Annotated in this window: 21 protein-coding genes and 1 tRNA gene; 8 read left to right on the plus strand and 14 right to left on the minus strand. The window is 71.2% G+C overall.

From position 1 onward, the window contains the following. Positions 1-46: 46 nt before the first annotated feature. Positions 47-703, minus strand: coding sequence for an ANTAR domain-containing response regulator (locus tag ACWDR3_RS34965; protein WP_124004358.1), 657 nt, complete (start codon positions 701-703; stop codon positions 47-49). Between the two features lie 94 nt (positions 704-797). Here ACWDR3_RS34965 and ACWDR3_RS34970 point away from each other — a divergent pair. After that, positions 798-880: transfer RNA gene (locus tag ACWDR3_RS34970), tRNA-Leu, on the plus strand. A gap of 79 nt (positions 881-959) precedes the next feature. Here ACWDR3_RS34970 and pyk read toward each other — a convergent pair. Both pyk and ACWDR3_RS34980 read right to left on the minus strand, forming a co-directional pair. Continuing rightward, positions 960-2,396, minus strand: a complete 1,437-nt coding sequence (pyk, locus tag ACWDR3_RS34975; RefSeq protein WP_450356588.1) for a pyruvate kinase — start codon at positions 2,394-2,396, stop codon at positions 960-962. A 141-nt stretch (positions 2,397-2,537) separates the two neighbouring features. Continuing rightward, positions 2,538-3,269 (minus strand): SIMPL domain-containing protein, encoded by a 732-nt coding sequence (locus ACWDR3_RS34980; protein WP_450356589.1) that lies wholly within the window; start codon positions 3,267-3,269, stop codon positions 2,538-2,540. A 149-nt stretch (positions 3,270-3,418) separates the two neighbouring features. On the opposite strand from ACWDR3_RS34980, the gene ACWDR3_RS34985 reads away from it, so the two are divergent. Next, entirely contained in the window at positions 3,419-5,227 is a 1,809-nt protein-coding gene (locus ACWDR3_RS34985) for a bifunctional metallophosphatase/5'-nucleotidase (RefSeq protein ID WP_450356590.1), read from the plus strand. A gap of 99 nt (positions 5,228-5,326) precedes the next feature. On the opposite strand, the gene ACWDR3_RS34990 is transcribed toward ACWDR3_RS34985, so the two are convergent. The 8 genes from ACWDR3_RS34990 to ACWDR3_RS35025 form a co-directional block, all read right to left on the minus strand. After that, on the minus strand, positions 5,327-6,331 hold the full coding sequence (locus ACWDR3_RS34990) for a chitinase (RefSeq protein ID WP_450356591.1): 1,005 nt from the start codon (positions 6,329-6,331) through the stop codon (positions 5,327-5,329). A gap of 212 nt (positions 6,332-6,543) precedes the next feature. Continuing rightward, on the minus strand, positions 6,544-7,689 hold the full coding sequence (locus ACWDR3_RS34995; RefSeq protein ID WP_450356592.1) for a GDSL-type esterase/lipase family protein: 1,146 nt from the start codon (positions 7,687-7,689) through the stop codon (positions 6,544-6,546). 99 nt (positions 7,690-7,788) lie between these two features. Beyond that, positions 7,789-9,210, minus strand: a complete 1,422-nt coding sequence (locus ACWDR3_RS35000) for a lysine N(6)-hydroxylase/L-ornithine N(5)-oxygenase family protein (protein ID WP_450356593.1) — start codon at positions 9,208-9,210, stop codon at positions 7,789-7,791. A gap of 126 nt (positions 9,211-9,336) precedes the next feature. Then, positions 9,337-10,767 (minus strand): pyridoxal phosphate-dependent decarboxylase family protein, encoded by a 1,431-nt coding sequence (locus ACWDR3_RS35005; RefSeq protein ID WP_450356594.1) that lies wholly within the window; start codon positions 10,765-10,767, stop codon positions 9,337-9,339. Between the two features lie 180 nt (positions 10,768-10,947). After that, entirely contained in the window at positions 10,948-13,434 is a 2,487-nt protein-coding gene (pepN, locus tag ACWDR3_RS35010) for an aminopeptidase N (protein WP_450356595.1), read from the minus strand. 85 nt (positions 13,435-13,519) lie between these two features. Further along, positions 13,520-14,053 carry a response regulator gene (locus ACWDR3_RS35015; protein WP_450356596.1) on the minus strand — a complete coding sequence of 178 codons (534 nt, stop codon included), beginning with the start codon at positions 14,051-14,053 and terminating at the stop codon, positions 13,520-13,522. A 149-nt stretch (positions 14,054-14,202) separates the two neighbouring features. Next, the gene (locus tag ACWDR3_RS35020) at positions 14,203-14,553 is read right to left on the minus strand and encodes a chorismate mutase (protein WP_450356597.1); all 351 of its coding nucleotides are present in this window, start codon (positions 14,551-14,553) and stop codon (positions 14,203-14,205) included. A 26-nt stretch (positions 14,554-14,579) separates the two neighbouring features. Continuing rightward, positions 14,580-15,464 carry a helix-turn-helix domain-containing protein gene (locus ACWDR3_RS35025; protein WP_450356598.1) on the minus strand — a complete coding sequence of 295 codons (885 nt, stop codon included), beginning with the start codon at positions 15,462-15,464 and terminating at the stop codon, positions 14,580-14,582. 97 nt (positions 15,465-15,561) lie between these two features. Here ACWDR3_RS35025 and ACWDR3_RS35030 point away from each other — a divergent pair, with 97 nt between their 5' ends. Beyond that, on the plus strand, positions 15,562-17,340 hold the full coding sequence (locus ACWDR3_RS35030; protein ID WP_450356599.1) for a glycoside hydrolase family 35 protein: 1,779 nt from the start codon (positions 15,562-15,564) through the stop codon (positions 17,338-17,340). A gap of 27 nt (positions 17,341-17,367) precedes the next feature. On the opposite strand, the gene ACWDR3_RS35035 is transcribed toward ACWDR3_RS35030, so the two are convergent. Then, positions 17,368-18,162, minus strand: coding sequence for a S1 family peptidase (locus ACWDR3_RS35035; protein WP_450356600.1), 795 nt, complete (start codon positions 18,160-18,162; stop codon positions 17,368-17,370). Between the two features lie 164 nt (positions 18,163-18,326). Here ACWDR3_RS35035 and ACWDR3_RS35040 point away from each other — a divergent pair, with 164 nt between their 5' ends. Continuing rightward, the gene (locus ACWDR3_RS35040; RefSeq protein WP_450356601.1) at positions 18,327-19,223 is read left to right on the plus strand and encodes a hypothetical protein; all 897 of its coding nucleotides are present in this window, start codon (positions 18,327-18,329) and stop codon (positions 19,221-19,223) included. A 54-nt stretch (positions 19,224-19,277) separates the two neighbouring features. Here ACWDR3_RS35040 and ACWDR3_RS35045 read toward each other — a convergent pair whose 3' ends face one another. Both ACWDR3_RS35045 and ACWDR3_RS35050 read right to left on the minus strand, forming a co-directional pair. Then, on the minus strand, positions 19,278-20,195 hold the full coding sequence (locus ACWDR3_RS35045) for an SDR family oxidoreductase (protein ID WP_450356602.1): 918 nt from the start codon (positions 20,193-20,195) through the stop codon (positions 19,278-19,280). Position 20,196: 1 nt separating this feature from the next. Continuing rightward, positions 20,197-21,003 (minus strand): SDR family oxidoreductase, encoded by an 807-nt coding sequence (locus ACWDR3_RS35050; RefSeq protein WP_450356603.1) that lies wholly within the window; start codon positions 21,001-21,003, stop codon positions 20,197-20,199. 53 nt (positions 21,004-21,056) lie between these two features. On the opposite strand from ACWDR3_RS35050, the gene ACWDR3_RS35055 reads away from it, so the two are divergent. The 4 genes from ACWDR3_RS35055 to ACWDR3_RS35070 are packed head-to-tail and all read left to right on the plus strand — an operon-like array spanning position 21,057 to position 24,474. Then, on the plus strand, positions 21,057-21,860 hold the full coding sequence (locus ACWDR3_RS35055; protein ID WP_450356605.1) for an enoyl-CoA hydratase family protein: 804 nt from the start codon (positions 21,057-21,059) through the stop codon (positions 21,858-21,860). Next, positions 21,861-22,688 (plus strand): CoA transferase subunit A, encoded by an 828-nt coding sequence (locus tag ACWDR3_RS35060; protein ID WP_450356606.1) that lies wholly within the window; start codon positions 21,861-21,863, stop codon positions 22,686-22,688. It abuts the gene before it with no gap. Continuing rightward, positions 22,685-23,425, plus strand: a complete 741-nt coding sequence (locus ACWDR3_RS35065) for a CoA-transferase subunit beta (RefSeq protein WP_450356607.1) — start codon at positions 22,685-22,687, stop codon at positions 23,423-23,425. Before ACWDR3_RS35060 ends, ACWDR3_RS35065 begins: the two co-directional genes overlap by 4 nt. Beyond that, positions 23,422-24,474: an NAD(P)H-dependent flavin oxidoreductase gene (locus ACWDR3_RS35070; RefSeq protein WP_450356608.1), complete on the plus strand. Its 1,053-nt coding sequence runs from the start codon at positions 23,422-23,424 to the stop codon at positions 24,472-24,474. The genes ACWDR3_RS35065 and ACWDR3_RS35070 overlap by 4 nt, the downstream gene beginning before the upstream one ends. The last annotated feature ends 71 nt before the right edge of the window (positions 24,475-24,545 follow it).

Here is a 24,545-nt window from a genome sequence, read left to right on the forward strand (position 1 = left end):
CCTGTCAGGGGGTGCGGGCCCGCGTCATGTCATGTCCTGCGTGGGCTCAGCCCTTGCTGTTCTTCTTCTCGTCGGCGTCCAGGATGACCGCCTCGGCGACCTGCTGCATCGACATGCGGCGGTCCATGGAGGTCTTCTGGATCCAGCGGAACGCGGCCGGCTCGGTCAGCCCGTACGCGGTCTGCAGGATGGACTTCGCCCGGTCGACCAGCTTCCGCGTCTCCAGGCGCTGGCTGAGGTCGGCGACCTCCTTCTCCAGCTCCTTCAGCTCGGTGAAGCGGGAGACGGCCATCTCGATCGCCGGTACGACGTCACTCTTGCTGAACGGCTTGACCAGGTACGCCATCGCGCCGGCGTCCCGGGCCCGCTCGACGAGGTCGCGCTGCGAGAACGCGGTGAGCATCAGCACCGGGGCGATGCGCTCCTCGGCGATCTTCTCGGCGGCGGAGATGCCGTCCAGCTTGGGCATCTTCACATCGAGGATGACCAGGTCGGGCTGGTGCTCGCGGGCCAGCTCGATCGCCTGCTCGCCGTCACCGGCCTCGCCGACGACGCTGTAGCCCTCTTCCTCCAGCATCTCTTTCAGGTCGAGGCGAATCAGCGCCTCGTCCTCCGCGATGACGACACGGGTCGTCAGCGGAGGCACGTGCGACTTGTCGTCGTCGGGCGCGTCCACGGGCTGGGGCGACTCGGGGGCGGTCACGGGGGCTCCTCGTTCAGGGCGGGGTGCTGCTGACAAGAGCCTACCTAGCTGCGACGCAGTGAGGTCACCCGGTATAGTCCTGTGGGGTTGCCCGGCCGGGTTGGCGGAATGGCAGACGCTGATGTCTCAAACACATCTGTCCGAAAGGGCGTGCGGGTTCGAATCCCGCACCCGGCACCTGACACACCAGTAAGCGGATGCCCACATCGATGTGGACATCCGCTTTCTCGTACCCCCAACCGCACGGAGCCGTCGGCTACTTGGGGCTGTCGTCCTCGCCGATGTGGTGCACGCGGACCAGGTTCGTCGCACCCGAGACGCCGGGCGGGGAGCCCGCCGTGATGACGACGATGTCGCCCTTCTCGCAGCGGCCGAACTTCAGGAGCAGTTCGTCGACCTGGTCGACCATCGCGTCGGTGGAGTCGACGTGCGGGCCGATGAAGGTCTCGATGCCCCAGGTCAGGTTGAGCTGGGAGCGGGTGGCCGGCTCCGGGGTGAAGGCCAGCATCGGGATCGGGGAGCGGTAGCGGGACAGCCGGCGGGCCGTGTCGCCGGACTGGGTGAAGGCGACCAGGAACTTGGCGCCGAGGAAGTCGCCCATCTCCGCCGCCGCGCGGGCCACCGCGCCGCCCTGGGTACGGGGCTTGTTCCGCTCGGTCAGCGGCGGCAGGCCCTTGGCGAGGATGTCCTCCTCGGCCGCCTCGACGATCCGGGACATGGTGCTGACGGTCGCGACGGGGTACTTGCCGACGCTGGTCTCGCCGGACAGCATCACCGCGTCCGCGCCGTCGATCACCGCGTTCGCCACGTCGCTCGCCTCGGCCCTGGTGGGGCGGGAGTTCTCGATCATCGAGTCGAGCATCTGGGTGGCGACGATGACCGGCTTGGCGTTGCGCTTCGCCAGCTTGATCGCGCGCTTCTGGACGATCGGGACCTGCTCCAGGGGCATCTCGACGCCGAGGTCGCCCCGGGCGACCATGATGCCGTCGAAGGAGGCGACGATGTCGTCGATCGCCTCGACGGCCTGCGGCTTCTCGACCTTCGCGATGACGGGGAGGCGGCGGCCCTCCTCGTCCATGATGCGGTGGACGTCCTCGATGTCCTTGCCGCTGCGGACGAAGGAGAGGGCGATGACGTCGCAGCCGATGCGCAGGGCCCAGCGGAGGTCGGCCTCGTCCTTGTCGGAGAGGGCGGGGACGGACACGGCGACGCCGGGGAGGTTGAGGCCCTTGTGGTCGGAGACCATGCCGCCCTCGACGACGGTGGTGTGGACGCGGGGGCCGTCGACGGTGGTGACTTCGAGGCAGACCTTGCCGTCGTCGACCAGGACGCGCTCACCGGGGGTGACGTCGCCGGCGAGGCCGGCGTAGGTGGTGCCGCAGGAGTGGCGGTCGCCCTCGGCGCCCTCCTCGACGGTGATGATGAAGGTGTCTCCGCGTTCAAGGAGTACCGGGCCCTCGGTGAAGCGGCCGAGTCGGATCTTCGGGCCTTGAAGGTCGGCGAGGATTCCGACGCTGCGGCCGGTCTCGTCCGAGGCCTTTCGCACGCGCTGGTAGCGCTCCTCGTGCTCGGCGTAGCTGCCGTGGCTGAGGTTGAATCGGGCGACGTCCATTCCGGCTTCGACCAGTGCCTTGATCTGGTCGTACGAGTCGGTGGCGGGCCCCAGAGTACAGACGATTTTTGCTCGGCGCATGATTCGAGCCTAGGCCTTACCGGCCAGTAGAGAATTGGTCGCGTATGACCACTCAACAACCTTTGAGTGAAGGGCTATTGACAAGTATTGAATTGTGCGGAGGGGCGCTCCGATGAGCATTTTTCTGCCCGCCGCGCCTTTCTACAGCTGCGGCGGTGTCATGGTGAAGCGGGCGTTGACCTGAGCGAACACATGCTGGCGCTGGGGTTCCAGGTCGAGGGCCGGAGCACCGGCGTCCGCGGCGGCCGCGAACTCCATGGTCGCGCTCCGCATCCGGCCGGGCGACTGCGGATACGGCTGGGCGTTCTCGGCGCCGATGTCGGCCAGCTCGACGAGCGCGGCGAGTCCCGCGCCCAGCGCCTCGGCGTACTCACGGGCGCGCTGGACGGCCTCGCGCACCGCCTGCTGCCGGGCATTGCGATGGACGGGCGAGTCGGGGCGCAGCGCCCACCAGGGGCCGTCGACGCGGGTGAGGTCGAGGTCGGCGAGGCGGGTGGTGAGTTCGCCGAGCGCGGTGAAGTCGGTGAGCTCGGCGGTGAGGTGGACGCTGCCGTGATAGGTGCGCACGCGTTCGCCGCGGCCACGCTGGGTGAGCTCGGGGGTGATGGAGAAGTGCCCGGTCTCCAGCCGCTCGACGGCGTCCCCGTACGTCTTCACGAGGTCCAGCGCCGTGGCGTTGCGGTGGGTGAGGTCTTCGAGGGCGGCACGGCGGTCCTTGCCGCGGGAGGCGACCGTGATGCCGATGCGAGCGATCTCGGGGTCGACTTCGAGACGGGCCTCGCCGCGGACGGCGATGCGCGGGGCGTCGGGGGTGCCGTAGGGGACCGCGGGCTGGGAGGTGTCCGGCGAGGGGGTGCTCGAAGCGGTGGCCATACGCCCAACTCTGTCACTTCTCAGCCGGTTACGGCCCGGGAGCGCACAGGTTAGGTCACCAGATCGCAACCTCGGGGACCTGTTGCCGTCGGTCGTGGACGCGTCAGAATCTACGCGCGTTGTTGACCATTCCCCGAGGAGAGCCAGAGATGCCCTTGAACCGCCGGAAGTTCCTGAAGAAGTCCGCCGTGACGGGCGCCGGGGTCGCGCTGGCCGGCGCGGCGGCGACGCCCTCGGCCGAGGCAGCGGAGAGCGCGATGAAGAAGCCCGCGAAGGCGAAGCGGTACTCCCTCACCGTCCTGGGCACCACCGACCTGCACGGGCACGTCTTCAACTGGGACTACTTCAAGGACGCGCAGTACACGGACGCGGCCGGCAACGCACAGGGCCTGGCCCGGATCTCGACGCTGGTGACCGGGATCCGCAAGGAGCGGGGACGCGACAACGTCCTGCTGCTGGACGCGGGCGACACCATCCAGGGCACCCCGCTGACGTACTACTACGCGAAGGTCGACCCGATCACCGCCAAGGGCGGTCCGGTGCACCCGATGGCGCAGGCGATGAACGCGATCGGGTACGACGCGGTGGCGCTGGGCAACCACGAGTTCAACTACGGCATCGAGACGCTGCGCAAGTTCGAGGAGCAGTGCCACTTCCCGCTCCTCGGGGCGAACGCGCTGGACGCGAAGACGCTGAAGCCCGCCTTCCCGCCGTACTTCATCAAGAAGTTCTGCGTGAAGGGCGCGCCGCCGGTGAAGGTGGCCGTGCTCGGTCTGACCAACCCGGGCATCGCGATCTGGGACAAGGCTTATGTGCAGGGCAAGTTGACGTTCCCGGGCCTTGAGGAGCAGGCGGCGAAGTGGGTGCCGAAGCTGCGGTCGATGGGCGCGGACGTCGTCATCGTGTCGGCGCACTCCGGCTCCTCGGGCACCTCCTCGTACGGTGACCAGCTGCCGTACGTGGAGAACTCGGCGGCGCTGGTCGCGCAGCAGGTGCCCGGCATCGACGCGATCCTGGTGGGCCACGCGCACGTGGAGATCCCGGAGTTGAAGGTCACCAACGCCAAGACCGGGAAGACGGTGGTGCTTTCGGAGCCGCTGGCGTACGCGGAGCGGCTCTCGCAGTTCGACGTCGAGCTGGTCTTCGCCAAGGGGCGCTGGAGCGTCGAGTCGGTCGCCTCCAAGGTCCTCAACACCAACACGGTCGCCGACGACCCGAAGATCACCCGGCTGCTCTCGGACGAGCACGCGAAGGTCGTCGAGTACGTCAACCAGGTGGTCGGCACGGCCACGCAGACGCTGACGACGGTCGAGGCGCGCTACAAGGACGCCCCGATCATCGACCTGATCACCAAGGTGCAGGAGGACGTCGTCAAGGCGGCCCTGGTGGGCACCGCGTACGCCTCGCTGCCGGTGATCGCGCAGGCCTCGCCGTTCTCGCGGACCTCGGAGATCCCGGCGGGCGAGGTGACGATCCGGGACCTGTCGGGTCTGTACGTGTACGACAACACGCTGGTCGCGAAGGTGCTGACGGGGGCTCAGGTGCGGGCGTACCTGGAGTACTCGGCGGAGTACTTCGTGCAGACGGCCGCGGACGCGGTGATCGACCCGGCGAAGCTGACCAACGCGAACAACCGCCCGGACTACAACTACGACTACGTGTCGGGGTTCCGGTACGACATCGACATCGCGCAGGCGGCCGGTGCGCGGATCAAGAACCTGACGTACAACGGCGCGGCGCTGGACGACGCGCAGCAGTTCGTGCTCGCGGTGAACAACTACCGCGCCAACGGCGGCGGGGCGTTCCCGCACGTGGCCTCGGCGACCGAGGTGTGGTCGGAGTCGACGGAGATCCGTACCCGGATCGCGGAATGGGTGACCGCGAAGGGCGAGTTGGACCCGGCGGACTTCGCGTCGGTGGACTGGAAGCTCACGCGGAACGGCACGCCGGTCTTCTGACGGCCGGTTCCCTGACAGTCGGTCATGTGCTGGGCGGTGCTTCGGATTCGGTGTGTCCGAAGCACCGCCGGGCGCGGGTGGATCACACCCGCCGTCGGGTCAGCGCAGGGTGCGGGTGAACTGGTACGCGCTCTGCGAGGTGCCGCTGCAGGTGTCGGAGAGCTGGCCGTTGGTCGCGCAGGCCTTGTCGCGGCCGAGCGACCAGAAGGAGAGCTCCTGGATGCCCTTGCTGGCGGCGAAGTTGGCGAGGGTCGTCGCGTTGGCGGTGGTGAAGACCTCGGCCGTGGTGTCGTTGACCCCGATCATGGGGGTGTTGCCCTCCATGGCCCACAGCTGCGCGGAGGTCTTGGTCGTCCAGATCCGGCCCAGCTGGTCGTGCAGGGCGGTCGCCGCGTCGGTTGCCGCCTTGCCCATGTCCATGGCCGGCCCGTAGTCCATGGTCATGATGTTGACCAGGTTGACGGTCAGCGCGTTGCTCTTGGCGTTGTTGAGCAGATTGATCGAGTTCTGCTCCAGGCCGGTCGGGTTGACCGGCAGGGTGTACTGGACGTCGAGCTTGCGCCCCGCGGCCGCGTACTCGGTCTGCAACTGCTGCAGGGCCTTGTTGCGCCGGTCGTTGGCGGCCGTGTTGTTGAGGGTCGAGCCCTCGATGTCGAGGTCGACACGGGTGAGGTTGAGCGTGTCGATGACCTTCTTGTACTGGGCCTTGAGGGTCGAGACCGACGTACAGGCCAGACCCAGTTCCGTGCCGGAGGCGCCGCCGAAGGAGGCGATGACGTCTCCGCCCGCCGCGCGCAGCGAGTTGATGGCCGAGGTCCAGGAGGCGTTGTTGATGGCCGTGTCGCCGTTGAACGTCGCGTTGCAGCCGTTGCCGGCGATGACGAAGGCGAGCGTGAAGTACTTCTGCCCGGTGGCGTTGCGCGCGTTGGCCAGGGCGGACGGCGAGTTCCAGGTCTCCGCGTAGGGCGCGGAGTACCGGGCGGGGAAGCCGGGGCCGGGGTTCGCCGCCGCCGGGGCGGCGGACGCCGCGGGGGCGAGCATTCCGGCCACGGTCGCACCTGCGGCAGCGGCAACGGCCAGCGCGTATCGGCTGTTTCGACGCATGAGTCCTCCAAGATGCGGCGCACGCGGCGCCGGTGGGGGTAGAGGAAGCCATGCCAGTTCACAACTCTGAACAACCTCTGTTCATGTGAACGGACTGTGAGCCATTAAGGCCTAGACCAATACCTCCGTCAACCCATGCGCAGGAAAAGGACGGTTGGCGTCGACGCCGGTCCTCCAGACATCCGGCGGCCGTCCAGCGGCTCAGCGGCCTTCTAGAGGTCCAGCAGCGTGAGGTCGACGGCGTCCGCGATGGCCTTCGCGCCGGTGTCGTTGACGTGGACGCCGTCTCCGGAGTCGAACTCCTCGCGGATACGGTCCGGTCGGGCCGGATCCGCGACCGCTGCGGCCACGTCGACGACACCGTCGAAGGGATGGTCGTCGCCGAGCAGCCAGGCGTTGACCTCACGGCGTGCGGCCTGGCCGGCCTCGCTGTCGTAGCCGAGGTAGCTGGTGCCGGCGTACGGGCCCAACGTGCAGCCGATGACGGTGAGTCCGGCGGTGTGCAGCCGGGCGGCGAGGATGCCGAGGCCGGCGATCAGGTCGGCCGAGGTGGGCCGGGCGGCGGGTTCGGGGTAGGCGAGGGTGCCGGGCAGGCCGAGGTCGTTGAGGCCGATGTGGACCAGGACGTGGCTGACGCCGGGCACGGCGAGGACGCGGTCGACGCGGGACAGCAGATGGTCGCCCACCCCGTCGGTGAGCAGGCGGTTGGCGGAGATGCCCTGGTTGACGATCCAGCCGCGGGTGAGACGGCGGCCCAGTTGGGCGGGGAAGCTGCTGTCGGTGCCGGGGGTGGTGGCCGCGCCCTCGATCCAGGAGTCGCCGAACGCGACCGCGATCCGGGTGCCCTCGGGGGCCAGCACGTCCACGCCGGTGAGGTAGTGGCCGGTGGACAACTCCTCGGCGTCTTCCAGGACTTCGGCGGAGAGCCGGTCACCGGGGACGGCGTGACCGATGTCGTACGGGATCGCGGAGTACGTGCTCGGACCTGTGTCGCCGGGGAGGTAGAGGCTGACGGTGAGCTCCTCCCCCGCGCTGACGGGCAACTCGACCGGATCGCTGACGAGTTCCTCGCCGACCGGGATCGTGGCGTCCTCGGCGCCGGCGAAGCGCAGGGGTGTGTCGCTGGTCGGGTCGATCCGGCTGCCCCGGGTGCGGACGGCGAGATGGGCGCCGCCGACGCGCAGGGGCTCCTTGCCGTAACGGTTGCTGAACCGGACACGCAGCGCCTCGCCGCCGCCGGCCAGCCGCACGGACTGCCGGACGGTCCGGTCGGTGAAGCCGCGGATCTCGAAGAGGGCGAAGGCCTCGTACGGGTCGATGACGGCGGAGCGGTGGGCGGCGATCCAGGTCGAGGTCATGGCGGGCCCAACGCCCCCGTCGGACGGATTCTTCCTGCGTCGACCTTTTGCGGCCTTTCGTCGGCGCCGCTTCCCGTCGATGTCACCGCGCCGCCGGTGTCACGTCCCTTCGACGAGCGGGGTGAGGACCTGGGCCTGGCGGGCCTGCGGGATGTGCGGTTGACGCTGGTCGAGGCCGAAGCTGGTGAAGGCGGTTCGGGTCGGCAGCGCGTAGGTCTCCTTGCCGGTCAGGGAGTTGAGGATGGTCGCGCTGCGCCAGGCGGCGAGGCCGAGGTCGGGGGTGCCGACGCCGTGGGTGTGCCGTTCGGCGTTCTGGACGTACACCGAGCCGGTGACGGCGGGATCGGTCACCAGCCTGAACTGCTCGTCGACGCGCGGGCGTTCGCGGCTGTCGCGGCGCAGATAGGGGTCGATGCCGGCGAGGATCCGGTCCAACGGGCGGTCGCGGTAGCCGGTGGCGAGGACGACGGCGTCGGTGGTGAGGCGGGAGCGGGTGTTCTGCTGGACGTGTTCCAGGTGGAGTTCGACCTTGGTGGCGCCGATCCGGCCCGCGGTGCGGACGCGGACACCCGGGGTGAGGACGGCGTCGGGCCAACCGCCGTGCAGGGTACGGCGGTAGAGCTCCTCGTGGATGGCGGCGATGGTGTCGACGTCGATGCCCTTGTGGAGCTGCCACTGAGTGGTGCCGAGCCGGTCGCGGACGCCTTCGGGCAGGGCGTGGAAGTAGCGGGTGTAGTCGGGGGTGAAGTGTTCCAGGCCGAGCTTGGAGTACTCCATGGGCGCGAAGGCCTCGGTGCGGCCGACCCAGTGCAGTCCCTCGCGGCCGGCCGGGCGGGCGCGCAGCAGGTCGAGGAAGACCTCGGCGCCGGACTGTCCCGAGCCGACGACGGTGACGTGTTCGGCGGCCAGCACCGTCTCGCGGTGGGCGAGATAGTCGGCGGCGTGCACGACGGGCACGGCGGGCGCCTCGACGAGCGGCTTCAGCGGCTCGGGCACGTAGGGCTCGGTGCCGATGCCGAGCACGATGTTCTTCGCGTACGTCCGCCCGAGCGCCTCGGCCTCGCCGTCGGCGTCGAGCTGGGTGAAGTCGACCTCGAAGACGTCGCGTTCGGGGTTCCAGCGGACGGCGTCGACCTGGTGGCCGAAGTGGAGTCCGGGCAGGCTCTCGGCGACCCAGCGGCAGTAGGCGTCGTACTCGGCGCGCTGGATGTGGAAGCGCTCGGAGAAGTAGAACGGGAAGAGCCGGTCGCGGCTCTTGAGGTGGTTGAGGAACGACCAGGGGCTGGCCGGGTCGGCGAGGCTCACCAGGTCGGCCAGGAACGGGACTTGGACCCGGGCGCCGTCGATGAGCAGCCCGGAGTGCCAGCCGAAGGCGGGCAGCTGCTCGTAGAAGGCGATGTCGAGTTCGGCAAGGGGGTGGGCGAGGGCGGCGAGGGAGAGGTTGAAGGGGCCGATGCCGATGCCGACGAGGTCGCGGGGCGCGTCGGGTTCGGGGTGCGGGGGGTTGGGGGTGGTGCTCATCGGGGGGTGTTTCCTTCCGCGGGTGCGTCGTCGGTTTCGTCGACGGGAGGTCGGCAGGCTGTTCGCCGGGGGCGGCCGAGGGGGTGGCCGGGAGTTCGGCGGCGGGGCACCGGACGGCTCGCCGGGCTATTCGGTGAGACTTTCGGCGGGGTCGGCGGCCGGCGGCCCTTCGGGGATCTCGGCGGCGAGTTCCTTGGCGGCCGACTCGACGACCTCGTCGACGGCGCCGAGGAGCGCGGCCAAGTCCGCTGAGCGGGTCGCCGGGTTGAGGAAGGTCGCCTTGAGCCAGAGGCGGTCGGCCATGCGGGCGCGGCCGAGGACCGCGCGGCCGTCGGTGAGGAGCTTTCGGCGTATGGCGGCCACGGCGTCGTCGGTGGCACCGGCCGGCCGGAACAGGACCGTGCTGATGGTGGGCCGGTCGTGGAGCTCGAAGCCGGGGTGGTCGCGGACGAGGGCGGCGAACTCGCGAGCGCGGTCGCACACTTGGTCGACGAGCGCGCCGAGTCCGCTGCGGCCGAGGATCTTGAGGGTGACGGCGATCTTGAGGATGTCGGGGCGGCGGGTGGTGCGCAGGGAACGTCCGACGAGATCGGGCAGGCCGGCCTCGATGTCGTCGTCGGCGTTGAGGTAGTCGGCGCGCTGGTTCAGGGCGGCGAGGTCGCGGGGGTGGCGGACCGCCAGCAGCCCTGCGGCGACCGGCTGCCAGCCGAGTTTGTGCAGGTCGAGGGTGATGGTGTGGGCGCGCTCCAGACCGGCCAGCTTGTCGCGGTGGCGGTCGCTGAAGAGCAGGCCGCCCCCGTAGGCGGCGTCGATGTGCAGGCGGGCGCGGTGGGCCGAGCAGAGGCCGGAGATCTCCGGCAGCGGGTCGATGAGTCCGGCGTCGGTGGTGCCTGCGGTGGCGGCGACCAGGCAGGGGCCCGGCAGGGCGGTGAGGGCCGCGTCGAGGGCGGCGGGGTCGAGGGTGCCGGCGGGGGCGGGCACGATCACCGGTTCGGGCAGGCCGAGCAGCCAGGCGGCGCGGGCCAGCGAGTGGTGCGCGTTGGCGCCGCACACCAGGCGGACGTCGGCGCCCTGGGTCTCGCGGGCGAGCAGCAGGGCGAGTTGGTTGGACTCGGTGCCGCCGGTGGTGACGAGGGCGTCCGAGGCGCCGGCCTCCAGGGCCAGCTCCCGTGCGACCTGGGCCTCCAACTCTGCGGCGGCCGGGGCCTGGTCCCAGGAGTCCAGGGACGGGTTGAGGATGCTCGCGGCCAGGTCGGCGGCGGTGGCGACGGCGAGCGGCGGGCAGTGCAGATGCCCCGCGCACAGCGGGTCGGCCGGGTCGGCGGCCCCTTCGGCGAGCAGCCGCACGAGCGCGTGCAGGGCGTCCGGATCACCCTCGTCCGGCAGTACGTCCCCCACCGCGTCCCGCACCCGCGCGGCGACCGCGTCCGGGCCGCCGGAGGGCAGCGGCCCGCCCCGCGCGCGCGTGCCCTCCCGCAGCGCGTCGAGCACGGTGTCCAGCAGCGGCCGCAGGGCGCGCGGGCCTTCGGGACCTGAGGCGAGAGGCGGCGTGCTCATGAGGTGACCTCCGGGGCGCCGGGCAGAGGGAGTTCCAGCTTGTACGCGGATGCGGTGGCGCGCCCGAAAAGTTCAACGATTCAAACCCGAAAGAAGGTACTTCCGTACTGGGAAAACGTGTCGGGGTGGGCCGATTCGTACCCCGGCCCACCCCACTGCTCATTTCTCGTGTACCGGCGGTCAGACCTCCCGCACCCGCAACGCCCGCGCCAGGTCGTCCAGTTCGTCGACCAGCCGGCGGCGCAGGGCCGGGGTCAGGTCGGCGTCGCGCAGGCACTCCTCGCCCGCCCTGAGGTTCTCCGCGTCGACGGCGTACCCGGGGAAGGCCCAGCGGCCGACGGCGACGGCGATCGCGGGGCCGCGGCGGGCGGCCACGGCGACGGCGTCCTCGTAGTAGCGCGGGACGTACTCCCGTACGAGGTCCGCCTGTTCGGGCTGCCAGAAGCCCTGGGCGGTGGCCGTGAAGAGGTAGTTGGAGAGGTCGTCGCCGGCGAACATCGCGTCCCAGGCGCGGCGCTTGGCCTCCGGGTCGGGCAGGGCGGCGCGGCAGCGGGCGGCGCCCTCCTGGCCGGTGGCGGAGGGGTCGCGGTCGAGTTCGGCGGCGATGGCGGCCTCGTCGGTGGCGCCGAGGACGGCGAGCCGGCCCAGGACCCGCCAGCGCAGTTCGGGGTCCAGGTCCGGGCCGCCGGGCACCGTGCCCTCGGCCAACCAGGCGGCGATGGTCTCGGGTTGGGCCGCCACGTCGATGAAGTGGCGGACCGCGATCAGCCGCAGGCCGGCGTTGTCGCCGTCCTCGGTGCGGCGGATCAGGTCGCGGCACAGGTCGGTGAGGGTGGCGAGGGCGACCGGCCGGGCCTCCGCGGTGATGTACCGGTCGGTGACCTGGGCGGACGCGAAGGCGAGGACGCCCTGGACGAGGGCGAGGTCGGTCTCGCGCGGGAGGTGGGCGCGGGCCGCGTCCAGGTAGGCGGTGGCGGGGAGTTCGCCGTCGCGGACCGCGTCCCGCAGCGCGTTCCACACGACCGCGCGGGTGAGCGGGTCGGGCAGTCCGGAGAGGCCGGAGCGAACGGCCTGGAAGGACTCGTCGTCGAAGCGGACCTTGGCGTAGGTGAGGTCGCTGTCGTTGAGCAGGAGCAGCGCGGGCCGCTTGCCCAGGGGCAGCGGTGCGGACTGCGGGATGTCGAGGTCGAGGCGCTCGCGCAGGACGAGCCGGCGGCCCTCGTCGGCGGGGTCCTGGTCGTAGAGGCCGACGCTGACGCGGTGCGGGCGGCTGCCCGCGCGCTCGACGGTGAGGGCGCAGGTGCCGTCGTCGCCGGGGGCCACGACCGGGGTGAGGGTGTCGACGCCGGTGGTGCGCAGCCAGGCGTCGGCCCAGGCGTGCACGTCACGCTCGGTGGCGGAGGCGAGGGAGTCGATGAAGTCGGCGAGGGTGGCGTTGCCGAACCGGTGGCGGGCGAAGTGGGTGTTGATGCCGGCCAGGAAGTCCTTCTCGCCGAGCCAGGCGACGAGTTGGCGCAGGGCGGAGGCGCCCTTGGCGTAGGAGATGCCGTCGAAGTTGAGGAGGGCGGCGTCCGTGTCGTCGACGGCCTCGGGGGCGACGGGGTGGGTGGACGGGCGCTGGTCGGCGTCGTAGCCCCAGGACTTGCGGGCGACCCCGAAGTCGGTCCAGGTGTCGGAGAAGCGGGTCGCCTCGGTGAGGGTCTGGTAGCCCATGTACTCGGCGAAGGACTCGTTCAGCCAGATGTCGTCCCACCAGCGCAGCGTGACGAGGTCGCCGAACCACATGTGGGCCATCTCGTGCGCGATGACCATGGCGCGGGTCTGCCGCTCGGTGTCGGTGACCGCGGAGCGGTAGACGAACTCGTCGCGGAAGGTGACCAGGCCGGGGTTCTCCATGGCGCCGGCGTTGAACTCGGGGACGAACGCCTGGTCGTAGGAGTCGAAGGGGTAGGGCTCCTCGAACTTCTCGTGGTAGCGGTCGTAGCACTGCCGGGTGATCTCGAAGAGTTCGTCGGCGTCCACGTCGAGGTACGGCGCGAGCGAGCGGCGGCAGTGGATGCCGAAGGGCAGGCCGCGGTGTTCGGTGCGCACGGAGTGCCAGGGGCCGGCGGCGACGGCGACGAGGTAGGTGGAGATCAGCGGGGTGGGGGCGGCCTGCCAGCGGCCCTCGCCGAGGTCCTCGGTGATGCCGTTGGCCAGCACGGTCCAGCCCTCGGGGGCCTTGACGGTCAGCTCGAAGACGGCCTTGAGGTCGGGCTGGTCGAAGGCGGCGAAGACGCGCTGGACGTCCTCCATGAAGAGCTGGGTGTAGAGGTAGGTCTCGCCGTCGGTGGGGTCGGTGAAGCGGTGCATGCCCTCGCCGGTGCGCGAGTAGCTCATGAGGGCGTCGATACGCAGTTCGTGCTCGCCCTCGGTGAGGCCGCGCAGCGGCAGCCGGTTCTCCTCCAGCGTGCCCGGGTCGAGGGGCTGTCCGTCGAGGACGACCGCGCGCAGTTCGGCCGGCTTGAGCTCGACGAAGGTGTCCGCGTCCGCGCGGGCCGTGAACCTGATGACGGTCCGGGAGTCGAAGTGCTCGTCGCCGACGGTCAGATCGAGGTCGATCGTGTACCGCTGGACGTCGAGGAGCCTGGCACGGGTCTGCGCTTCGTCGCGCGTGAGTACGGACATGCAGGACATGCTGCCTGATGGCACCGACAAGGCACAGAGGAGGGCCGGTACGCGTCCTACGTCCGGTACGTCGATCCGCGTCCCGCTATGTCCGTTCCTGTGCCGTCGACTGCTGCTCGGAGTCGCGCTGCGGCGGGACCCGCGGGTCGGGGTGGGGGCGGGCCGGGCGCGCGGCGGGGCCGTGGTCCTTGACCAGCGCGCGCAGTTCACGGACCTCGTCCTCCAGGGCCAGGTGGCGCTGGTGGGCGTCGTACAGGTAGCGGACCTTGGTGCGCAGCGACCAGGGGTCGACGGGTTTCATGACGAGGTCGGCGACGCCCAGGGCGAAGGCGGTGGCGGTCAGTTCGTGGTCGGCGCCGAAGCCGGTGAGCAGGACGACCGGGATGTGCTGGGTCTGTTCCAGGCGGCGCAGGTAGCGCACCACGTCCAGGCCGCTGACGCCCGGCATGCGGACGTCGAGCAGCAGGAGGCCGACCTGTCCGCGCAGGACCTGCTTGAGCGCCTCGTCGCCGCTGGTGGCGCGGCCGAGCCGGTAGCCCAGCGGTGCCAGGGCGCTCTCCAGCGCGTACAGCGTGTCCTCGTGGTCGTCGACGATGAGGATCTTGGCGTCCGACGGCATGGCCCGGTGTCCCTCCCGCGTGGTCCACCAGTTTAGGTCGGTGTCGCTGACGGGGTGTGTCCGTCGGCTGACAAGGAGTGCACAGCAGCATGCACCGCCGGGGCCCGTCTGTCACGCCCCTTTCGGCATCCTCCGGACATCTCCCGAGGTCAATTCCCCGCGCGCGTGGAGCCGTTCACGACGTCCTCGGCGATGCGCTCGTGGTGGCGGATCACCTCGCCGATGATGAAATTCAGGAACTTCTCAGCGAACGCCGGGTCCAGCTTGGCGCTTTCGGCCAGCGCGCGCAGGCGCTCGATCTGGCGGGCCTCGCGGGCCGGGTCGGCGGGCGGCAGCTGGTGCGCGGCCTTGAGGACGCCGACCTGCTGGGTGCACTTGAAGCGCTCGGCGAGCATGTGGACGACGGCCGCGTCGATGTTGTCGATGCTGTCGCGCAGCCGGGCGAGCTCCTCGCGGACGGCGGGGTCGACGTCACCGGTACCGGTGTTGCTGTTGGTCATGGGCGTCCACCCTACGTGACCTGGGTTCACCGGTTCCGCCCGATCACCGGCGGATCGGCTGGATCCGGCACCTGGTTGCTCCAGCCGCCGGGGACGGCCCGGAACTGCTGGGCGCGGAAGCGGACGGGGGCCATGCCGACGCGACGGGTGAACAGGCGGGAGAAGTAGGCGGGGTCGTCGTAGCCGACCCGGCGGGCGACGGCCGCGACGGGCAGTTCGGTGGTGGCGAGCAGCTCCTTGGCGCGGGCCAGCCGGATGCCCAGGAGGTAGTCCTTGGGGCTGCATCCCGTGCCCCGGCGGACGGCGGTGCGCAGTTCGGCCGGGGTCATGCCGTGCTTGGCCGCGTGGTCGGCGACCGACAGCGGCAGACACGCGTCACGGGCGAGGGCCTTGAGGATGGCCTCGCCGGAGGGGGCGAGATCGGCACGGGCGCGGCGCAGGGCGACCAGGAGTTCGTGCACGGCGGCGCCGGTCTCCACCTCCAGGAGCGGGTTGTCGCGGCGGGCGGCGCGCGCCATGCGCCCGATGACGGCACGCGCGCCCGTGGCGTCCGAGAGGGGCACCACGGGCCGGTCCGGCTCGATGTAGCCGAGTTCGGTGTACGTGGCGGTCGCGGGCCCGGTGAAGTCGACGAAGCCCTCGTCCCAGCCGGCCTCGCCGTCCGGCGCGTAGTGGTGCGGGACGCCCGGGGTGAGCCACAGCAGGGCGGGCGCGGTGACGGTCGTACGGCGGCCGTCGGGGCTCAGGTACCAGCCGCTGCCCGTGTTGACGACGACGGCGACGTGGTGGTCGAGGGTGCGGGGACCGACGGTGGGCAGGGCGCCGTACTGGAGACCGACGCCGAGGCAGACCAGGCCGAGCCGGTGATGCGCCGGTCCGGGCGTGAAGAACCGCATCCAGGTGTGATACATCGCCGCGGCCCTCTCCCTGCGCTCCGGTCCGACCAGTCCAAGTAGCGGCGATCTTTGTCCATGGACGGTGATCGCCGCCAGGGGTGAGGCTGGGCGCATGAGCGAGTTCACGGTGGGGGACACGGATTTCCTGCTGGACGGGCGGCCGGTACGGCTGCTGTCCGGCGCGCTGCACTACTTCCGCGTGCACGAGGCGCAGTGGGATCACCGGCTGGCGATGCTGCGGGCGATGGGCCTGAACTGCGTGGAGACGTACGTGCCGTGGAACCTGCACGAGCCAAGTCCCAGTCGCCACAAGGACGTAGAGGCCCTCGGCCGCTTCCTGGACGCGGCCCAGGAGGCGGGGTTGTGGGCGATCGTGCGCCCGGGGCCCTACATCTGCGCCGAGTGGGAGAACGGCGGTCTTCCGCACTGGGTGACGGGCGAGCTCGGCGCACGCGCACGCACGCGTGACGCACGATTCCTCGCCCATGTGGAGCGCTGGTTCGGGGCGCTGCTGCCCGGGATCGCCGTCCGGCAGATCGACCGGGGCGGCCCGGTGATCATGGTGCAGGTCGAGAACGAGTACGGGAGTTACGGCTCCGACGCGGAATATCTGGAGCGGCTGGCCGAGCTGCTGCGCGCGGGCGGGATCACGGTCCCGCTGTTCACCTCGGACGGCCCCGAGGACCACATGCTGACCGGCGGCTCGCTCCCCGGGGTCCTCGCCACGGTGAACTTCGGCTCCCACGCGCGCGAGGCGTTCGGGACGCTGCGCGAGCACCGCCCCGAAGGGCCGCTGATGTGCATGGAGTTCTGGTGCGGCTGGTTCGACCACTGGGGCGGCGAGCACGTCGTGCGGGACGCCGGTGACGCGGCGGACGCCCTGCGCGAGATCCTGGAGTGCGGCGCCTCGGTCAACCTCTACATGGCGCACGGCGGCACCAACTTCGGCGGCTGGGCGGGCGCCAACCGGGGCGGCGGTGCCCTGCACGAGGGCCCGCTGGAGCCCGACGTGACGTCCTACGACTACGACGCGCCGATCGACGAGTACGGCAGGCCCACGGAGAAGTTCCGGCGCTTCAGGGAGGTCCTCGCCGAGTACGCCGAGGGCCCGCTGCCCGAACTACCGCCGGCGCCCCCGAGGCTGGCCGCGGACACCGACGCGGACCTGACCGGCTGGGCGCCCCTGGACGTCGTACTGGACACGCTCGGCGGCCCGGAGGTCGCGGCGCCCGTCCCGCCGACCTTCGAGGAGCTGGACGTGGACCGGGGGCTCGTGCGGTACGCGGTGACCGTGCCGGGGCCGCGGCAGCCGTACCCGCTCACCGCGCGCGGGCTGCGCGATCTGGCGGTGGTGTACGTCGACGGGGAGCGGGCCGGGGTGCTCGCCGAGGGCGACGAGCACCTGAAGGAGCCCGTCGCCGGGCACGCGCGCGTGGAGCTGTGGGTGGAGTCCCTGGGGCGGGTCAACTACGGGCCGCGTACCGGCGAGCCCAAGGGCATCACCGGGGGGCTGCTGCACGAGCGGCAGTTCCTGCACGACGTACGCGCGCGTGGGCTGCGCCTGGACGCCCTGGAGGACGTCGGGGCGGTGCCCTTCGGGGAGCTGCCCGCGGACGGCGCCCCGGGGCTGTACCGGGGCACCGTCACGGTGCGGGGCGCCGGGGACGCCCGGCTCGAACTGCCGGGCTGGACCCGGGGGTTCGCGTGGATCAACGGGTTCGGCCTCGGCCGCTACTGGTCCGTCGGCCCCCAGCGCTCGCTGTACGTACCCGGGCCCGTGCTGCGGGAGGGCGTCAACGAGGTGTGGGTGCTGGAGACGGAGGAGGCGGCGCCGGAGGGCGTGCGGTTGCGGCCCGTCCAGGAGGCGGCGGCTCCCGTAGTCGCCCCTTAAAGGCCCTTGGTCGCCTCCCAAAGGCCCTCAAAGGGCGTTGGCCGCCTTCGCTATGTCGGCCGCGAAGGTGCTGACCTGCGTGTACACGCCGGCGACTCCGGGGCGGGCGCAGCCGTCGCCCCAGCTGACGATGCCGACCTGGACCCACTTGTCGGCCGCGTCCTTGCGGAACATGGGCCCGCCGGAGTCGCCCTGGCAGGTGTCGACGCCGCCCTGGGGGTATCCGGCGCACAGCTCCTGGCTGGGCACGAGCTCGTTCCCGTAGTGCCATTTGCACTGCGTGTCGGGGACGTAGGGGACGTTCGCCTTGAGGAGCTTGGTGGAGCCGGTGTTGGCGTTCTCCGCGGTGTCGCCCCAGCCCGCGATGGTGAAGACGCCGCGGTTGTACCGGGTGTCGGTGGCGATCTTCAGGGTGGGCAGGTCGATCGGACGGGCCAGCTTGATCAGCGCCCAGTCCCGGCCGACGCCGTTGTAGCCGGTGGCCTGCTTGACCTTGGTCGACTTCACCTTGATCGCGGCGGCGGAGGTGAGGTCGGCGACCCCGGCGGTGGCGGTGATGCGAGTGTTGCTCCCGGAACCCGACACGCAGTGGGCGGCCGTCAGCACGACGTCCTTCTTGTAGAGCGCTCCGCCGCAGCCCATGGAGAGGTGGACCATGAACGGGAACTCGCTCGACCCGGCGGGCGTTCCTCCGACGACGGGCGAGGGCGCGGCCTGCGCGCTCACGGGCTGGAGGCCGGCCGCGGCGAGGGCGACGACACCGACGGCCGCGGCTCTGCGCGCCAGGTTCGGGCGGGATCTCCTGGGCGGGGTGGAGGTCAACGTGGATCCTTTCGTGGCAAGTTGGGCGGCCCGCATTATGAAGATCGAACGGCCCCTTTGACAAGGGGTGATCTCACGTCCGGCCCGCGGAACCCGACCCGGGAGAATCGGCTCGCCTCCCCGTAGAGTGGAATCGGGTTCAGGGCGTCTGAAGGGGGTCGGACGTGGCGCACGACGGACCGGTCGAGCACGGCTACCCACATCTGGAGACGGTGCGGGCCGCCATCACCGCGCTCTACAAGCGCCTGTCGTACGACACCGTCCAGACCTTCTCGACCAGCGTGCTCCCCGCCGACGTGGCCTTCGCCGACACCGACGACCTGCATCTCGGCGCCCAGCGCGTGGCCCGTGAACTGGTCCGGCACTACCGCCTGCCCGACGCCCGGATGATCGTCGGCTTCCGCGAGATGACCCACGCGGCGAACGTCGAACTCGCCGCAGGACCCGAGTACTTCATCGAGCTGAACGACCGATTCCGCACCCACCGCCGGGACATCGGCGCGGCCCTCGCCCACGAGGTCATGCACGTCTATCTGCACCGCCTCGACCTGACCTTCCCCGGCACCCGGGACAACGAGATCCTCACGGACACCGCGACGACGTATCTTGGCGCCGGCTGGCTGCTGCTCGACGCGTACCGGGAGGACGCGGCCTCCTCGCAGAAGCTGGGCTACCTCACCCCGGAGGAGTTCGGCTACGTCCTCGCGAAGCGCGCCCTGGTCTTCGGCGAGGACCCGTCGATCTGGTTCACCAGCCCCCAGGCCTACGAGTCCTACACGCGTGGCATGGCCAAGGCCCGCAGCGACGAACAGCAGCCTCCGCTGACGGCGGCGGGGTGGGCGGGGCGGCGGCGGTACGCGCGCGACCGGCGGCATGCGCAGGCCCACCACGCGGCCTCCGGCGGGGTGGGCGTCCCGTACTCCTTCACGCCCGACGGCCACGGCCCCCTGCGGGTGTCGTTCCCGTGTCCGACCTGCCATCAGCGGATCAGGGTGCCGGTGAAGGGGCGGGTCAGGGCGCGGTGCGGGCTGTGCCGGACGGTGTTGGAGTGCGATACGTAGGGCACTGGGCAGGGCGCTGTGCGGGCGCGGGCGTGAGGCGCGGGAAATCGCCCCTCAGCCGCTCCCCTGCGCTCCGTACACCGCCCCCGGCACCTCCGCCTCCGCCAGCAGCTTCAGCGCCGTCTCCCCCGCCTCCGCCGGGCTCCATCGCGCCCCCTTGTCCGCGCTCGGCCCCGGTCGCCAGCCCTCCATGACCGTGATCCGGCCGCCCTCCGTCTCGAAGACCCGGCCGGTCACTCCCGCGCTCGCGGCCGAGCCGAGCCAGACGACGAGCGGGGAGACGTTCTCGGGGGCCATCGCGTCGAAACCGGCGTCGGGCGCGGCCATGGTCTCGGCGAAGGTGCGTTCCGTCATGCGGGTGCGGGCCGCGGGGGCGATGGCGTTGACCTGGACGCCGTAGCGGGCGAGTTCGGCCGCGGCGACGAGGGTCATCCCGACGATGCCGGCCTTGGCGGCGCTGTAGTTCCCCTGCCCGACCGACCCCAACAGCCCTGCCCCGCTACTGGTGTTGACGATCCGCGCGGTCGGCGTACGGCCCGCCTTGGCCTCGGCCCGCCAGTGCGCGGCGGCGTGCTTGAGCGGGAGGAAGTGGCCCTTGAGATGGACGCGTACGACGTCGTCCCAGTCGTCCTCGTCGAGGTTGACGAGCATCCGGTCGCGCAGGAAGCCCGCGTTGTTGACGAGCGTGTCGAGCCGGCCGTACGCCTCCAGGGCGGCGGCGACCAGGGAGGACGCGCCTTCCGTGGTGGCGATGTCACCGCCGTGGGCGATCGCCTCGCCGCCGGCCGCGCGGATCTCGGCCACGACCTGCGCTGCCGGGCTGTCCGCGCCCGGTGACCCGTCCAGCCCAACTCCCAGGTCGTTCACGACGATCCGCGCGCCCTCCGCCGCGAAGGCGAGCGCGTGGGCCCGGCCGAGCCCGCGCCCGGCACCGGTGACGACGACGACCCGGCCGTGACAGATTCCGCTCATCTCACGCCTCCTTCTGGGGAGTTGACGTCTCCCGATCGACGGACCCCTTGCTGTCGCCCTTCTTGTCGGCGACGGCCTTGTTGGCGGTGGCCGCGTCCAGAAATGCCGGCGCCTCCCCGCCCCCGTGCACCAGCAGACTCGCCCCGCTGATGTACGCGGCCGCGTCGGAGGCGAGGAAGACGGCCGCCGCGCCGATGTCTGAGGGCACGGCGAGCCGGCCGAGGGGCACCGTGCGGGAGACCGCCTCGATGCCGTCCTCGCCGCCGTAGTGCAGATGGGACAGCTCGGTGCGGACCATGCCGACGACGAGCGTGTTGACGCGCACCTCCGGCGCCCACTCCACGGCCATCGAGCGGGCGAGGCTCTCCAGACCGGCCTTGGCCGCGCCGTACGCGGCCGAGCCCGGGGAGGGGCGCCCACCACTGACACTGCCGATCATCACCACGGAGCCCTTGGCCCGCCGCAGATGCTCGTACGCGGCGAGCGAAGTGCCCAGCGCGGTGGTGAGGTTGAGCTCGATCACGCGCGCGTGCCACTCCACCGGAGCCTGGTCGAGCGGCCGGTAGGGCGCGCCGCCCGCGTTGTTGACGAGCGCGTCGAGCCGGGGCAGACCGCCGAAGAACTCCCGTACGGCGTCCGGGTCCCGCAGGTCGAGGGAGACGAACTCCGTTCCCTTGAGCGGCTGTTCGGGCGGTCTGCGCGCGCAGATCACCACCTCGGCGCCGGCCTCGACGAAGGCCCGCGCGATCCCGGCCCCGACGCCTCGGGTGCCGCCCGTGACGACGGCGACCTTCCCGTTCAGATCCATCGCCGCTACCCTCCACCTAACAAACGTTAGGTGGAAAGGTAGCTGATGCGCGCATGGGTGTCTCCACCTCGTCCCCGGAAAAGGGGCCCGAACACGACGGCATCGCGATCGTCACGGTCGACTTCCCACCGGTGAACGCCCTGCCGGTGCAGGGCTGGTTCGCCCTCGCCGACGCCGTGCGCGCGGCGGGCCGTGACCCGCGCACGCGGTGCGTGCTGCTCACCGCCGAGGGCCGGGGCTTCAACGCGGGTGTGGACATCAAGGAGTTGCAGGCGAACGGGCCGAGCGCGCTGGTCGGCGCCAACCGCGGCTGTTTCGAGGCCTTCGCGGCCGTGTACGAGTGCGAGGTCCCGGTGGTCGCGGCGGTGCACGGCTTCTGTCTGGGCGGCGGGATCGGTCTGGTCGGCAATGCGGACGTGATCGTGGCGAGCGAGGACGCCACCTTCGGGCTACCGGAGTTGGACCGGGGCGCCCTGGGTGCGGCGACGCATCTGTCCCGACTGGTCCCGCAGCACCTGATGCGCGCCCTGTACTACACCTCCCGCACGGCGACCGCGGCCGAGCTGCACGCGCACGGCTCGGTGTGGCGGGTCGTGCCGCGTGCCGAACTCCTGGACGCGGCTGTGGAGTTGGCGCGAGAGATCGCCGCCAAGGACGGCGAGCTGCTGCGCCTGGCCAAGGCCGCCATCAACGGCATCGACCCGGTCGACGTCCGCCGCAGCTACCGCTTCGAGCAGGGCTTCACCTTCGAGGCGAGCGCGGTCGGGGTAGCGGACCGGGTCCGCGACACGTTCGGCGCACCCAGCACATCCGGCGCATCCGGCACATCCGGCGCATCCGGAAAGGAGGGCGCATAGGTGAGCGACAAAACGATGACCGCCGAGGAGGCCGTCTCCCACCTGGAGAGCGGCATGACCCTCGGCATCGGCGGCTGGGGCTCCCGCCGCAAACCCATGGCCCTGGTACGGGCGTTGCTGCGCTCCGACATCACCGACCTGACCGTCGTCTCGTACGGCGGCCCTGACGTCGGCATGCTGGCCGCGGCCGGCCGCATCCGCAAACTGGTCGCCGCCTTCGTCACCCTCGACTCGATCCCGTTGGAACCCAACTACCGCGCGGCACGCGAGCGCGGCGCCTTCGAGCTGATGGAGGTCGACGAGGCGATGTTCATGTGGGGCCTGCACGCGGCGGCGAACCGGCTGCCGTTCCTGCCGGTGCGGGCGGGCCTCGGCTCGGACGTGATGCGGGTCAACCCCGGCCTGCGGACGGTCACTTCACCGTACGAGGACGGCGAGACGTTCGTCGCGGTGCCCGCCTTGCGCCTGGACGCTGCCCTGGTGCACGTCAACCGCGCCGACCGACTGGGAAACGGGCAGTACCTGGGCCCGGACCCGTACTTCGACGACCTCTTCTGCGAGGCGGCGGACACGGCCTACGTATCGTGCGAACGGGTCGTCGACACGGCCGAGTTGACGAAGGAGGCGCCACCCCAGTCGCTGCTGATCAAACGGCACACCGTCACCGGCGTGGTCGAGGCCCCCGGCGGCGCGCACTTCACCTCCTGCGCTCCCGACTACGGCCGGGACGAGGCCGCACAACGCGCGTACGCGACCACGCCCTGGCCGGAGTTCGCCGAGCGCTACCTCGCCCCGCCCGAGGCCTCGCCCGAGGGAGCCGACTCATGACAGTCACCCGAGCCCCGCTCGCTCCACCCACCCGCGCCGACTATTGCGTGATCGCCTGTGCCGAGGCCTGGCGCGACGGGGGCGAGATCCTGGCCAGCCCGATGGGCCTGATCCCGTCCGTGGGGGCGCGGTTGGCCCGGCTCACCTTCTCGCCGGACCTGCTGCTGACCGACGGCGAGGCGACGATCGTCCGCCCGGACGGGACGCCCGAGGGCTGGTTGCCGTACCGGCAGCATCTGACCATGGTCGCGAGCGGCCGACGGCACGTGATGATGGGCGCGAGCCAGATCGACCGGTTCGGCAACCAGAACATCTCGTGCATCGGCGACTGGGAGCGGCCGAAGCGACAGCTGCTCGGGGTGCGCGGGGCGCCGATCAACACCCTGAACAACCCGACCAGTTACTGGATCCCGAAGCACTCCCGGCGGGTCTTCGTGGAGAAGGTCGACATGGTCTGCGGGGTCGGTTACGACCATGCGGACGGCGCCCGCTACCACCGTATCCCGCGCGTGGTCAGCGACTTGGGCGTCTTCGACTTCGCCACTCCGGACCACTCGATGCGGCTCGCCGCGCTGCACCCGGGCGTCACGGTGGAGCAGGTCCGGGAGGCGACCGGCTTCGAGCTGGCCGTCCCGGACGAGGTCCCGGCGACCCGTGAACCCACCGCCGCCGAGCTGCGGTTGATCCGTGAGGTCATCGACCCGGCCGACTCCCGGGCCAGGGAGGTGAGTTCGTGAGGGAGACCGCGCTCACCCGGCTTGTCGGGGTCCGGCATCCGATCGTGCAGACCGGGATGGGCTGGGTGGCGGGCCCGCGGCTGGTCTCGGCGACGGCGAACGCGGGCGCGCTGGGCATCCTGGCCTCCGCGACCATGACCACGGACCGGCTTCGGGAAGCGATCCGTGAGGTCAAGTCCCGTACGGACGCGCCCTTCGGGGTCAATCTGCGGGCCGACGCGTCGGACGCGGGCGACCGGGTGCGGATCATGATCGAGGAGGGCGTCCGGGTCGCTTCCTTCGCCCTCGCGCCCTCCCCCGAGTTGATCGCCGAGTTGAAGGCGGCGGGCGTCGTCGTGATCCCGTCGATCGGAGCCCGGCGGCATGCCGAGAAGGTCGCGGCCTGGGGCGCGGACGCCGTGATCGTGCAGGGCGGGGAGGGCGGCGGGCACACCGGAGAAGTGGCGACTACCGTGCTTCTGCCGCAAGTTGTGGACGCGGTGGACATCCCGGTGGTGGCGGCGGGCGGGTTCTTCGACGGGCGCGGTCTGGTCGCCGCGCTGGCCTACGGGGCGGCCGGGGTCGCGATGGGCACGCGGTTCCTGCTGACCTCGGACTCGACCGTGCCGGACGCGGTGAAGGCCAGATATCTGGCGGCGACGGTGAAGGACGTCACCGTCACCACGGCGGTCGACGGCCTGCCGCACCGCATGCTGCGCACGGAGTTGGTGGACGCCCTGGAGAACTCTGGCCGCGCACGAGCCCTGTTACACGCCGTCCGCCGCGCGGCCGGGTTCCGCAAGCTGTCGGGGCTCACCTGGCGGCAGTTGGTCCGCGACGGACTGGCCATGAAGCACGGCAAGGAGCTGACCTGGAGCCAGGTCCTGCTCGCCGCGAACACCCCGATGCTGCTCAAGTCGGCGATGGTGGACGGCCGTACGGACCTCGGCGTGATGGCCTCCGGGCAGGTCGCCGGGGTGATCGGGGACCTGCCCTCGTGCGCCGAGCTGGTGGATCGGATCATGAAGGAGGCGGAGGAGGTGACGGAGCGGCTCGCGGCCGTTCAGTGACCGCGCGTCTCATCACTGTCCGACGACCGCGCGGCGACGACTGTCCGATCACCGCGCGGCCCACTGCCGTG

The sequence above is a fragment of the Streptomyces sp. NPDC001002 genome, assembly GCF_053599215.1.

Excerpts from the sequence above, each read along its gene's own strand:
- pyk (WP_450356588.1), bottom strand. The coding sequence starts at position 2,396 with ATGCGCCGAGCAAAAATCGTCTGTACTCTGGGGCCCGCCACCGACTCG.
- ACWDR3_RS34980 (WP_450356589.1), bottom strand. The coding sequence starts at position 3,269 with ATGGCCACCGCTTCGAGCACCCCCTCGCCGGACACCTCCCAGCCCGCG.
- ACWDR3_RS34985 (WP_450356590.1), top strand. The coding sequence starts at position 3,419 with ATGCCCTTGAACCGCCGGAAGTTCCTGAAGAAGTCCGCCGTGACGGGC.
- ACWDR3_RS34990 (WP_450356591.1), bottom strand. The coding sequence starts at position 6,331 with ATGCGTCGAAACAGCCGATACGCGCTGGCCGTTGCCGCTGCCGCAGGT.
- ACWDR3_RS34995 (WP_450356592.1), bottom strand. The coding sequence starts at position 7,689 with ATGACCTCGACCTGGATCGCCGCCCACCGCTCCGCCGTCATCGACCCG.
- ACWDR3_RS35000 (WP_450356593.1), bottom strand. The coding sequence starts at position 9,210 with ATGAGCACCACCCCCAACCCCCCGCACCCCGAACCCGACGCGCCCCGC.
- ACWDR3_RS35005 (WP_450356594.1), bottom strand. The coding sequence starts at position 10,767 with ATGAGCACGCCGCCTCTCGCCTCAGGTCCCGAAGGCCCGCGCGCCCTG.
- pepN (WP_450356595.1), bottom strand. The coding sequence starts at position 13,434 with ATGTCCGTACTCACGCGCGACGAAGCGCAGACCCGTGCCAGGCTCCTC.
- ACWDR3_RS35015 (WP_450356596.1), bottom strand. The coding sequence starts at position 14,053 with ATGCCGTCGGACGCCAAGATCCTCATCGTCGACGACCACGAGGACACG.
- ACWDR3_RS35020 (WP_450356597.1), bottom strand. The coding sequence starts at position 14,553 with ATGACCAACAGCAACACCGGTACCGGTGACGTCGACCCCGCCGTCCGC.
- ACWDR3_RS35025 (WP_450356598.1), bottom strand. The coding sequence starts at position 15,464 with ATGTATCACACCTGGATGCGGTTCTTCACGCCCGGACCGGCGCATCAC.
- ACWDR3_RS35030 (WP_450356599.1), top strand. The coding sequence starts at position 15,562 with ATGAGCGAGTTCACGGTGGGGGACACGGATTTCCTGCTGGACGGGCGG.
- ACWDR3_RS35045 (WP_450356602.1), bottom strand. The coding sequence starts at position 20,195 with ATGAGCGGAATCTGTCACGGCCGGGTCGTCGTCGTCACCGGTGCCGGG.
- ACWDR3_RS35050 (WP_450356603.1), bottom strand. The coding sequence starts at position 21,003 with ATGGATCTGAACGGGAAGGTCGCCGTCGTCACGGGCGGCACCCGAGGC.
- ACWDR3_RS35055 (WP_450356605.1), top strand. The coding sequence starts at position 21,057 with ATGGGTGTCTCCACCTCGTCCCCGGAAAAGGGGCCCGAACACGACGGC.
- ACWDR3_RS35065 (WP_450356607.1), top strand. The coding sequence starts at position 22,685 with ATGACAGTCACCCGAGCCCCGCTCGCTCCACCCACCCGCGCCGACTAT.